We start from the raw sequence: 12,458 nt of genomic DNA, 5'->3' as shown, positions 1-12,458 counted from the left end.
CGAACTGACACCCTAATCAAGGACGAAAACAAATGGCTGATGTAGCTAAACTTGCTGACGAACTCATGGCTCTGACCATTCTGGAAGCCAAAGAGCTCAACGACATCCTCGAAGAAAAAGGCATCAAGCCGGCCGCTGCTGCGGTTGCTGTTGCTGGTCCGGCTGCTGCCGACGCCGGTGCGGCCGCTGAGGAAAAAGACGAATTCGACGTCATCCTGGTTTCCGCGGGCGACAAGAAGATCAACGTGATCAAAGAAGTTCGCGCGATCACCGGCCTGGGCCTGAAAGAAGCCAAGGAACTGGTTGAAGCCGGCGGCAAAGCGGTCAAGGAAGCCGCTTCCAAGGGTGAAGCCGAAGAGATCAAGAAGAAGCTCGAAGACGCGGGAGCGAAAGTCGAGCTGAAATAACTATGTGCCGGCAGCCCCTCGGGGCGGTCAGCAGATATACGGTGCTTGACGGGCGCGCAGAGCGAATTCTGCGCGCCCGTCGAGGCGTCTAAAAGTTTTCGCCTGCCGCTCCGTTTCGTCCCGGGAGTGGCAAGGCCGGTCCGCCGCCCCCTCATGTCTGGCGGACCGTTGAAAGGGACGGAGTAGGGATCGCGACTGTCGCGGTTCTTATCGAAGGCGCAAGGCACAAAGCCTTGAAGGGAGCGGAAATGGGTCTGTCGTTCACCGGCAAGAAGCGCATTCGCAAGTCATTCGGTCGAATTCCCGAAGCGATTGAAATGCCGAACCTCATCGAGGTTCAAAAGCACTCCTACGATCAGTTCCTGATGAAGGACGTGAACCAGAGCGAACGCTCTGACGAAGGCCTGCAGGCCGTGTTCAAGTCCGTCTTCCCGGTCAAGGATTTCTCCGAACGGGCTGTGCTCGAATTCGTGAACTACGAGTTCGAAGCCCCCAAGTACGACGTTGACGAGTGCATGCAGCGCGACATCACCTTTGCGGCACCGCTGAAGGTGAAGATGCGTCTGATCGTGTTCGATGTGGACGAGGAAACCGGCGCGCGCTCGGTCAAGGACATCAAGGAACAGGATGTCTACATGGGCGACATTCCGCTCATGACCGACAAGGGCACCTTCATCGTCAACGGCACCGAACGCGTCATCGTCTCCCAGATGCACCGGTCGCCGGGCGTGTTCTTCGACCACGACAAGGGCAAGACCCACGCGTCGGGCAAATTCCTCTTTGCCGCGCGTATCATCCCCTATCGCGGCTCCTGGCTCGACTTCGAGTTCGACGCCAAGGACATTGTCCACGTGCGTATCGACCGCCGGCGCAAGCTTCCGGCGACGACCCTTCTGTACGCGCTGGGCCTGGACCGCGAAGAAATCCTGTCGATCTTCTACGACCACGTGAGCTTCGAGCGCACCGCGAAGGGCTGGACCATGCCTTTCGTGAAAGAGCGCTGGCGCGGGGTGAAGCCGCAGCGCGATCTGATCGATGCCAAGTCGGGCGAAGTCATCGCTCCGGCCGGCAAGAAGGTGTCCGCGCGCGCGGCCAACAAGCTGGCCGATGACGGCGTCGAGAAGCTGATCGTGGCCGGCGACGACCTCATCGGGCGTTTTGCCGCGGTCGACATCGTGAACCTGGAAACCGGCGAGATCTTCGTGGAAGCCGGTGACGAGTTCACCGAAGAGTCGCTTCAGCAGATCGAAGAGGCCGGCATCGACTCGCTCGACGTCCTCGACATCGATGGTGTGAACGTGGGCGGCTATATCCGCCAGACGCTCGGCGTCGACAAGAACGAGTCCCGCGAGCAGGCACTGGTCGACATCTACCGCGTCATGCGTCCGGGCGAGCCGCCGACGCCGGACACGGCCGAGGCGCTCTTCCAGGGCCTCTTCTTCGACTCCGAGCGCTACGACCTGTCTCCGGTCGGTCGCGTGAAGATGAATATGCGCCTCGACCTCGATGCCGAGGACACGGTGCGTGTCCTGCGCAGGGAAGACATCCTGGCGGTCCTGCAAACCCTGGTGGGTCTGCGCGACGGCAAGGGCGAGATCGACGACATCGACAATCTGGGCAATCGCCGCGTGCGCTCGGTCGGCGAGCTGATGGAAAATCAGTATCGCATCGGCCTCCTGCGCATGGAGCGGGCCATCAAGGAGCGTATGAGCTCGGTCGATATCGAGACCGTGATGCCGCACGACCTGGTCAACGCCAAGCCGGCCGCGGCCGCCGTGCGCGAATTCTTCGGCTCCTCGCAGCTGTCCCAGTTCATGGACCAGACCAACCCGCTGTCGGAAGTGACGCACAAGCGCCGCCTGTCCGCGCTCGGGCCGGGCGGTCTGACGCGTGAACGTGCCGGCTTCGAAGTGCGCGACGTGCACCCGACCCACTATGGCCGGATCTGCCCGATCGAAACGCCGGAAGGCCCGAACATCGGCCTGATCAACTCGCTGTCGACGTTTGCGCGGGTCAACAAGTACGGCTTCATCGAGAGCCCGTACCGCAAGGTGGAAGACGGCAAGCTCACCGATCAGGTCGACTACCTGTCGGCGATGCAGGAAGCGCGCTTCAACATCGCGCAGGCCAACGCAACCGTGAACGAGAGCGGCGAGCTCGCCAACGAGTTCGTCAACTGCCGCATCGGCCCGGGCCGCGACGCGACGCTGATCCCGCGCGAGGACGTGGATTACATCGACGTCTCGCCCAAGCAGGTCGTGTCTGTGGCTGCCGCGCTCATTCCGTTCCTGGAAAATGACGACGCCAACCGCGCCCTCATGGGCTCGAACATGCAACGCCAGGCCGTGCCGCTGCTGAAGGCCGAGGCCCCGCTGGTCGGGACCGGCATGGAAGCGGTTGTGGCACGCGATTCCGGCGCGGCCATCGCGGCGCGCCGCGAGGGAACGGTCGAGCAGGTCGATGCCATGCGTATCGTCATCCGGGCGACGGGCGATATCGATGCCACCGCATCGGGTGTCGACATCTACCGCCTGGCAAAGTTCCAGCGGTCCAACCAGTCGACTTGCATCACCCAGCGTCCGATCGTGAAAGTGGGCGACCAGGTCAAGACCGGTGACATCATCGCGGATGGTCCCTCGACCGATCTCGGCGAGCTGGCCGTGGGCCGGAACGTGCTCGTCGCATTCATGCCCTGGAACGGCTACAACTTCGAGGACTCCATCCTCATCTCCGAACGCATCGTGCGCGACGACGTCTTCACGTCGATCCACATCGACGAGTTCGAGGTGATGGCTCGCGATACCAAGCTTGGTCCTGAAGAGATCACCCGCGACATCCCCAATGTCGGGGAAGAAGCGCTGCGTAATCTCGACGAGGCCGGGATTGTCTCGATCGGCGCCGAGGTCGAAGCCGGCGACATCCTGGTCGGCAAAGTGACGCCGAAGGGCGAAAGCCCGATGACGCCGGAGGAGAAACTCCTGCGCGCCATCTTCGGCGAGAAAGCGTCCGACGTTCGCGATACCTCGCTGCGTCTGCCGCCGGGCACAACCGGGACGATCGTCGAAGTCCGGGTCTTCAACCGTCACGGCATCGAAAAGGACGAGCGCGCGATCACGATCGAGCGTGAGGAAATCGAACGCCTGGGCAAGGACCGGGACGACGAGCTGTCCATCCTGGAACGCGACATCTTCTCGCGCCTTCAGGACATCCTGATCGGGAAGAAGGCGGTCTCCGGTCCGCGCGGCTTCCAGAAGGGTGACGTCACGGCCGAGAGCCTGGAAGAGATTCCGGCGTCGCAGTGGTGGAAGATCGGCCTGGACGACGAAAAGGCGATGGGCGAGGTCGAAGCGCTGAAAAAGCAGTTCGACGAGTCGCGCGCCCGTCTGGACCGCCGATTCGAGGACAAGGTCGAGAAGCTGCAGCGCGGCGACGAGATGCCGCCGGGCGTGATGAAGATGGTCAAGGTCTTCGTCGCGATTAAGCGCAAGCTTCAGCCGGGCGACAAGATGGCCGGCCGTCACGGCAACAAGGGTGTGATCTCCAAGATCAACCCGCTGGAAGACATGCCCTTCCTGGATGACGGGACCCCGGTCGACATCGTTCTGAACCCGCTGGGCGTGCCGTCGCGCATGAATGTCGGGCAGATTCTTGAGACCCATTTGGGCTTTGCCTGCAAGGGGCTCGGCCGCCAGATCGGCGAGGCCTACGAGGCCTATCGCCGGGACGGCAATGTCGAACCGCTCAAGGCCAAGCTGAACCTGGCCTATGGTGATGATCAGGAGATGCCGGAGACGGACGAGGAACTGGCCGAACTCGGCCGCAACCTCGCCAACGGTGTTCCGATCGCCACTCCGGTGTTCGACGGCGCACGCGAACCGGACATCGTCGATATGCTCAAGCGTGCCGGCATGGACGAAAGCGGTCAGGTCACCCTGTACGATGGCCAGACCGGCGAGTCCTTCCGCCGCAAGGTCACCGTGGGCATCAAGCACCTGCTCAAACTGCACCACCTGGTCGACGACAAGATCCACGCGCGTTCGATCGGCCCGTACTCGCTCGTCACCCAGCAACCGCTGGGCGGCAAGGCGCAGTTCGGCGGTCAGCGCTTCGGGGAGATGGAAGTCTGGGCTCTGCAGGCCTACGGCGCTGCCTACACCCTGCAGGAAATGCTCACCGTGAAGTCGGACGACGTGGCCGGCCGTACCAAGGTCTACGAGGCCATCGTGCGCGGCGACGACACGTTCGAGGCGGGCATCCCGGAGAGCTTCAACGTGCTCGTCAAGGAAATGCGCTCGCTCGGTCTGAACGTCGAGCTGGTCAACGAGTAAACGCCTAACCGGCAATGTAGCGAAAGGGCGGCGGGGTCTCCCCTCCAACAGGCTCCGCCGCCGCTACCGTCAAGGAGACGGACCATGAACCAAGAGGTCATGAATATCTTCAACCCGTCCGCCGAAGGCCCGTCCTTCGACCGGATCCGGATTTCGCTGTCCAGCCCGGAGAAGATCCTCTCCTGGTCCTACGGCGAAGTGAAGAAGCCCGAGACCATCAACTATCGGACCTTCAAGCCGGAGCGCGACGGCCTGTTCTGCGCCCGCATTTTCGGTCCGGTGAAAGACTATGAGTGCCTGTGCGGCAAGTATAAGCGCATCAAGTACAAGGGCATCGTCTGCGAGAAGTGCGGCGTCGAAGTGACGCTTCAGCGCGTGCGCCGTGAGCGCATGGGCCACATCGAGCTGGCGGCCCCGGTTGCCCACATCTGGTTCCTCAAGTCGCTTCCCTCCCGGATTTCGCTGATCCTGGACATGGCCCTCAAGGATGTGGAGCGCGTGCTCTACTTCGAGAGCTATATCGTGACCGAACCGGGCCTCACCCCGATGCAGCAGAACCAGCTGCTGACGGAAGAGGAATATTACGAAGCGGTCGACGAGTACGGCGACGACGCGTTCACCGCCGGCATCGGTGCAGAGGCCATCCGCGAAATTCTCATCGCGATGGACCTTGAAAAAGAAGCCGAGCGCATGCGCGAGGACATGAAGGAGACGGGCTCCGAGCTGAAGCTGAAGAAGCTTTCCAAGCGCCTGAAGATCGTCGAATCCTTCATGACGTCGAAAAACCGTCCCGAGTGGATGATCATGACGGTCGTTCCGGTGATTCCGCCGGAACTGCGCCCGCTCGTACCGCTGGACGGCGGCCGGTTCGCGACGTCGGATCTCAACGATCTCTATCGCCGCGTCATCAACCGGAATAACCGCCTCAAGCGCCTTATCGAGCTGCGGGCGCCGGACATCATCATCCGTAACGAAAAGCGGATGCTGCAGGAGTCCGTCGACGCCCTGTTCGACAATGGCCGCCGCGGCCGGGTGATCACGGGCGCCAACAAGCGTCCGCTGAAATCGCTCGCCGATATGCTCAAAGGCAAGCAGGGCCGCTTCCGCCAGAACCTTCTGGGCAAGCGCGTCGACTATTCGGGCCGTTCGGTCATCGTGGTCGGCCCGGACCTGAAGCTGCACCAGTGCGGCCTGCCCAAGAAGATGGCGCTCGAGCTGTTCAAGCCCTTCATCTATGCGCGTCTCGACGCCAAGGGTCTGTCGGGTACCGTCAAGCAATCGAAGAAGCTGGTCGAAAAAGAGCGTCCCGAAGTCTGGGACGTGCTGGACGAGGTCATTCGCGAGCACCCGGTCCTTCTCAACCGCGCGCCGACCCTGCACCGTCTGGGCATCCAGGCGTTCGAGCCGAAACTGATCGAAGGCAAGGCCATCCAGCTTCACCCGCTGGTGTGCGCCGCGTTCAACGCCGACTTCGACGGTGACCAGATGGCTGTGCACGTGCCGCTGAGCCTCGAAGCTCAGCTCGAAGCGCGCGTGCTGATGATGTCCACGAACAACATCCTGTCGCCTGCGAACGGCAAGGCGATCATCGTTCCGTCGCAGGACATCGTCCTCGGTCTCTACTACCTGTCGATCTCCAAGGACGGCGAGCCGGGTGAGGGCATGATCTTCGGCTCCATGGCCGAAATCGACGCGGCCCTGGATGCCGGCGTCATCACGCTGCACACCAAGATCAAGGCGCGTTACGAGGGCGTGGATTCGGAAGGCGACGAAAAGATCTCCGTGATCGACACCACGCCGGGCCGCATGAAAGTGCTCGAGCATCTGCCCAAGCACAAGCTGCTCAACCCGGACATGCTCGCCGAGCTTCTGACCAAGAAGGCGATCGGTAACCTGATCGATCAGGTCTATCGCCACACCGGTCAGAAGGCGACGGTGATCTTCTGCGACCAGATCATGGCGCTCGGCTTCAAGGAAGCCGCGCGGGCGGGCATTTCGTTCGGCAAGGACGACATGCTGATCCCCGATGCCAAGGCCGATCTGGTTGGCGAGACCCGGTCTCTGGTGGCCGACTACGAGCAGCAATATGTCGACGGCCTGATCACCAAGGGTGAGAAGTACAACAAGGTCGTCGATGCCTGGGCGAAGTGCACCGACAAGGTGGCCGACGCCATGATGGACGAAATCTCCAAGCCCATGCCCGGCAAGGACGGCCGTGAGGGCGAGGTGAACTCGGTCTACATGATGGCCCACTCCGGCGCCCGGGGTTCGAAGAACCAGATGAAGCAGCTCGCCGGTATGCGTGGCCTGATGGCCCGTCCGGACGGCTCGATCATCGAGACGCCGATCATCTCGAACTTCAAGGAAGGTCTGACCGTCCTTGAATACTTCAACTCCACCCACGGCGCGCGTAAAGGCCTGGCCGATACCGCGCTGAAGACCGCCAACTCCGGTTATCTGACCCGCCGTCTTGTCGACGTGGCTCAGGACTGCATCGTCAACGAAGACGATTGCGGCACCGAGGAAGGCATCGAGATCAGTGCCGTGGTCGATGGCGGTGAAGTCGTTACCGGCCTGTCCACGCGTATTCTCGGCCGCAACACGGCCGAAGAGGTCAAGGACCCGCAAACCGGCGAGATCCTCGCCACGCGGGATGCCTATCTCGACGAGAATCTGTGCGCGGCGATCGAGAAGGCCGGCGTTGTTTCGGTCAAGGTGCGCTCGCCGCTCACGTGCGAAACCCGCCTTGGCGTCTGCGCCACCTGCTACGGACGCGATCTGGCGCGCGGCACGAAGGTCAATATGGGCGAGGCGATCGGCGTGATCGCGGCCCAGTCGATCGGCGAGCCGGGTACCCAGCTGACGATGCGGACCTTCCACATCGGCGGCACGGCCCAGGTGTCCGAGCAGTCCTTCATCGAAGCGACCCACGAAGGCAAGATCGTCTTCAAGGATCGCTCCACGGTGCAGAACTCCGAAGGCGCCTTCATCGTCATGAGCCGCAACATGCAGATTGCGATCGTGGATTCCGAAGGCAAGGAGCGCGAGACCTACAAGCTCCAGTACGGCTCCAAGCTGCGCGTCGATGACGGTGAAACCGTCAAGCGCGGTCAGCGCCTGGTCGAGTGGGACCCGTACACGGTTCCGATCGTGACCGAGGTTGGCGGCAAGGTGAAATTCATCGACGTGCTCGAGGGCATCTCGGTGAAGGAAGAGACCGACGAAGCGACCGGTATTGCGTCCAAGGTCGTCATCGACTGGCGCGGCACGACTTCGAAGTCGGGCTCCATCCAGCCGGCGATCGTGGTCAGCGACGAGAGCGGCGATCCGGTCAAGCTGCCGAGCGGCTCTCCGGCCAACTACATGCTGTCGGTGGGCGCCATTCTGTCGATCTCCGACGGGGACGAGGTGAAGCCGGGCGACATCATCGCGCGTATTCCGACCGAAGGGGCGAAGACGCGCGACATCACCGGCGGTCTGCCGCGTGTGGCCGAGCTGTTCGAAGCCCGCCGTCCGAAGGACCACGCCATCATCGCGGAGATGACCGGTCGTGTGGAATTCGGCCGCGACTACAAGAACAAGCGCAAGATCAAGATCACGCCGGAAGGCGAGGATGCCGAAGCCGTCGAATACCTGGTGCCCAAAGGCAAGCACCTCACGGTCCAGGAAGGCGATGTCATCCAGCGGGGTGAATACCTCATGGACGGCAACCCGGCGCCGCACGACATCCTGCGCATTCTGGGTGTCGAGCCGCTGGCCAGCTACCTGATCAACGAGATCCAGGAGGTCTATCGACTGCAGGGCGTGCCGATCAACGACAAGCATATCGAAGTGATCGTGCGTCAGATGCTGCAGAAGATGGAAGTCGGCGATCCCGGCGACACGCACTTCCTGGCCGGCGAGCACGTCGACAAGGTCGAGTTCCTCGAGACCAACGAGAAACTGGTCAAGGAGAAGAAGAAGCCGGCGACCGGCGAGCCGGTCCTGCTCGGGATCACCAAGGCGAGCCTGCAGACCCGTTCCTTCATCTCGGCGGCCTCCTTCCAGGAGACCACCCGCGTGCTCACCGAAGCCTCGATCCAGGGCAAGGTCGACATGCTCGAGGGTCTGAAGGAGAACGTGATTGTTGGTCGTCTGATACCGGCTGGCACCGGGGGAGTTATGCGGGACTACCAGTCAGTAGCGGACAAGCGCGACAGGGATCGTCTCGAAGAACAGGAAAGTGCCACGGCCACCGGCGCGGAGGCTCTCCCCGCCGAAATCGAGGAAGCGGCCGAGCAGGAAAAGAGCGAATCCTGATCGATCAGGCTGTACGCTGAATGAAATGAGCCCCGGTCATCTGACCGGGGCTTTTTTCTGTTTTCATTGCCAAAACAAGCTTCAAGCCAGTCCGGCCGGCTTGCCGGACCGGGCGTTGCTGGCGAAGGTGAGGGGGCTTGAAGAGCGCCGGATATGACCGGGGGGCGGGCTATGCATTATCCCCTCCACACCCCGCTTGACGGAAGCGAGTCACGCCAGTAGGTTCCGCGCTCGTTTTCGGAGGCGAGCCGTAATCCGCGCCCCGTGCGCCGATTAGACGTCGCCCGAAACAACGAGACAATTTGGATCCGATCGCGGCCGGGGGATACGCTCTCGTCCAAGATCGGTTTTACGCGTTCGCTGCTTGAAGACGGTGGCAACGCCCTAGCGGGATTAGGAACGGACAAGAGCGGGATGCCCACAGTCAATCAGCTCATCCGCAAGCCGCGGAAAGATAAGCCCAAGCGTAACAAGGTGCCGGCCCTTCAGGCCTGCCCGCAGCGCCGTGGTGTGTGTACACGCGTGTACACCACGACCCCGAAGAAGCCGAACTCGGCTCTTCGTAAAGTGGCCAAGGTCCGTTTGACCAATGGCTACGAAGTCGTGAGCTACATCCCCGGCGAGGGCCATAACCTTCAAGAGCACTCCGTGGTTCTCATCCGCGGCGGCCGTGTGAAGGACCTTCCCGGCGTGCGTTATCACATTCTTCGCGGCGTGCTGGATACCCAGGGCGTCAAGGATCGCCGTCAGCGTCGTTCGAAATACGGCGCCAAGCGTCCGAAATAAGGAGAGACAGGGATGTCCCGTCGTCACCGCGCAGAGAAGCGCGAAATCTTCCCGGACCCGAAGTTCGGCGATCGCGATCTGACCAAGTTCATGAATTACATGATGCACGACGGCAAGAAATCGGCCGCCGAGAGTATCGTGTACGGTGCGCTTGAGATCGTTGAAGGCAAGGCCAAGCGTGAGCCTGTGCGGGTCTTCCACGAGGCGCTCGAAAACGTTGCTCCGGAAATCGAGGTGCGTTCGCGCCGTGTGGGTGGTGCGACCTACCAGGTTCCCGTCGAGGTGCGTCCCGACCGCCGCAAGGCGCTGGCCATTCGCTGGCTTGCTGCCGCTGCTCGCGGGCGTAATGAAAACACGATGCGCGAGCGTCTGGCCGCCGAATTGATGGATGCATCGTCCAATCGCGGTACCGCGGTGAAGAAGCGTGAAGACACGCACCGCATGGCCGAAGCCAACCGCGCCTTCTCGCACTACCGCTGGTAAGATACTGCCCGGGCCGACGTTAAAGGACCTCCCCAATGCCCCGCGACTATAAGATCGAAGACTATCGTAATTTCGGCATCATGGCGCACATCGATGCCGGCAAGACGACCACGACCGAACGCATCCTGTACTACACGGGCAAGTCGCACAAAATCGGTGAGGTCCATGATGGCGCGGCCACCATGGACTGGATGGAGCAGGAGCAGGAACGCGGCATCACGATCACGTCTGCTGCGACGACCACTTTCTGGCGGAACAAGCGTCTGAACATCATCGACACGCCCGGCCACGTTGACTTCACCATTGAAGTCGAGCGTTCGCTGCGTGTGCTCGATGGTGCGGTTTGCTGTCTGGACGCGAACGCCGGGGTCGAACCGCAGACGGAAACGGTCTGGCGCCAGGGTGACAAGTACAAGGTCCCGCGCATCATCTTCGTCAACAAGATGGACAAGCTGGGCGCCGACTACTTCAACTGCATCAAGATGATCAAGGATCGTCTTGGCGCAACTCCGCTCGTTACCCAGCTGCCGATCGGTGCGGAAAACGAGTTCGAAGGTCTGGTCGACCTGCTCAAGATGAAGGCGGTCATCTGGGAAGCCGAGAATCTGGGCGCCACCTTCCGTGAGGAAGAAATCCCGGCCGACCTCGCCGACCAGGCTGCGGAATACCGCGAGCTGCTCGTCGAGACTGCCGTCGAGCAGGACGATGAGGCCATGGAGGCTTATCTTGCTGGCGAAGAGCCGTCTTACGAGAAGCTTATTGAGCTTGTCCGGAAGGGTACAATCGGCCTGAAGTTCAACCCAGTCTTGTGCGGTTCGGCGTTCAAGAACAAGGGCGTCCAGCCGATGCTTGACGCGGTTGTCGATTACCTGCCGTCGCCGGTCGACGTGCTCGACATTCGCGGCATCGATCCGAAGACCGAGGAAGAGACCAAGCGCCGGTCCTCCGATGATGAGCCGACCGCGCTCCTGGCCTTCAAGATCATGAACGATCCCTTCGTGGGCACGCTCACCTTCTGCCGCATCTATTCGGGCAAGGTCGAGACGGGCACTTCGCTGTTGAATACGGTGAAGGACAAGAAGGAACGCATCGGCCGCATGCTGCTGATGCACTCCAATTCGCGCGAAGACATCAAGGAAGCCTTCGCAGGCGATATCGTCGCCATCGCGGGCCTGAAGGACACGACCACGGGTGATACGCTCTGCGATCCGGCAAAGCCTGTCATTCTTGAGCGGATGGAATTCCCGGAGCCGGTGATCGAGCTGGCCATCGAGCCGAAGTCGAAAGCGGACCAGGAAAAGCTTGGTGTTGCGCTTCAGCGCCTTGCGGCCGAGGACCCGTCCTTCCGCATGTCGACCGACGAAGAGTCCGGTCAGACGATCATTGCCGGTATGGGCGAGCTTCACCTCGACATCCTGGTTGATCGTATGAAGCGTGAGTTCAAGGTCGAAGCGAACGTCGGCGCGCCTCAGGTGGCCTATCGTGAAACCGTCGGTGTGCCTTGCGAAATCGATTACACCCACAAGAAGCAGTCGGGTGGTTCGGGTCAGTTTGCGCGCATCAAGCTGCAGATCACGCCTAACGAGCCGGGCGAAGGTTACAAGTTTGAGTCCAAGATCGTTGGTGGTTCGGTGCCCAAGGAATACATTCCGGGTGTTGAAAAAGGCATCGAGTCGATCCGGCACAATGGTCTGTTGGCCGGGTTCCCCCTCATCGACTTCTCGGTGACTCTGGTCGACGGTGCCTACCACGACGTGGACTCCAGCGTCCTGGCCTTCGAAATCGCCGCCCGTGGCGCGATGCGCGAAGCGAAGCCGCAGATGAAGATCAAGCTGCTTGAGCCTGTCATGAAGGTCGAAGTTGTGACCCCGGACGACTATACCGGTTCGGTCATCGGCGATCTGAACTCCCGCCGCGGCCAGATCCGCGACCAGGAGATGCGCGGCAACGCAACTGTCGTGAACGCGATGGTGCCGCTCGCCAACATGTTCGGCTACGTGAACAACCTGCGCTCGGCCACTCAGGGTCGCGCCCAGTTCACGATGCAGTTCGACCACTATGCGCCGGTTCCCCAAGCGGTGGCCGACGAGGTTATCTCGAAAATCGCCTGATCCGGTTGGCGGACCAGGCCCCTGAATAAACGACGCCAGAAGAG

The 12,458-nt window shown here is 61.6% G+C and carries 6 protein-coding genes; all 6 read left to right on the top strand.

From position 1 onward, the window contains the following. Positions 1-32: 32 nt before the first annotated feature. The 6 genes from rplL (at position 33) to fusA (ending at position 12,414) form a co-directional block, all read left to right on the top strand. On the top strand, positions 33-407 hold the full coding sequence (gene rplL, locus E5162_RS13805) for a 50S ribosomal protein L7/L12 (protein WP_135945869.1): 375 nt from the start codon (positions 33-35) through the stop codon (positions 405-407). 248 nt (positions 408-655) lie between these two features. Continuing rightward, positions 656-4,735, top strand: a complete 4,080-nt coding sequence (gene rpoB / locus E5162_RS13800) for a DNA-directed RNA polymerase subunit beta (protein ID WP_135945868.1) — start codon at positions 656-658, stop codon at positions 4,733-4,735. Positions 4,736-4,819: 84 nt separating this feature from the next. Then, positions 4,820-9,034 (top strand): DNA-directed RNA polymerase subunit beta', encoded by a 4,215-nt coding sequence (rpoC, locus tag E5162_RS13795; protein WP_135945867.1) that lies wholly within the window; start codon positions 4,820-4,822, stop codon positions 9,032-9,034. Between the two features lie 414 nt (positions 9,035-9,448). Further along, on the top strand, positions 9,449-9,820 hold the full coding sequence (gene rpsL, locus E5162_RS13790) for a 30S ribosomal protein S12 (protein WP_009801142.1): 372 nt from the start codon (positions 9,449-9,451) through the stop codon (positions 9,818-9,820). Between the two features lie 12 nt (positions 9,821-9,832). Continuing rightward, a complete protein-coding gene (gene rpsG / locus E5162_RS13785; RefSeq protein ID WP_135945866.1) occupies positions 9,833-10,303 on the top strand; it encodes a 30S ribosomal protein S7 in 471 nt (156 codons plus the stop codon). A 35-nt stretch (positions 10,304-10,338) separates the two neighbouring features. Further along, positions 10,339-12,414 (top strand): elongation factor G, encoded by a 2,076-nt coding sequence (fusA, locus tag E5162_RS13780; RefSeq protein ID WP_135945865.1) that lies wholly within the window; start codon positions 10,339-10,341, stop codon positions 12,412-12,414. Positions 12,415-12,458 lie beyond the last annotated feature (44 nt).

Source organism: Marinicauda pacifica, from assembly GCF_004793635.1.
Lineage (GTDB): Bacteria > Pseudomonadota > Alphaproteobacteria > Caulobacterales > Maricaulaceae > Marinicauda > Marinicauda pacifica.
Note: the sequence above shows the minus strand (reverse complement) of the source record. Positions and strands in the feature narration are given on the sequence as shown.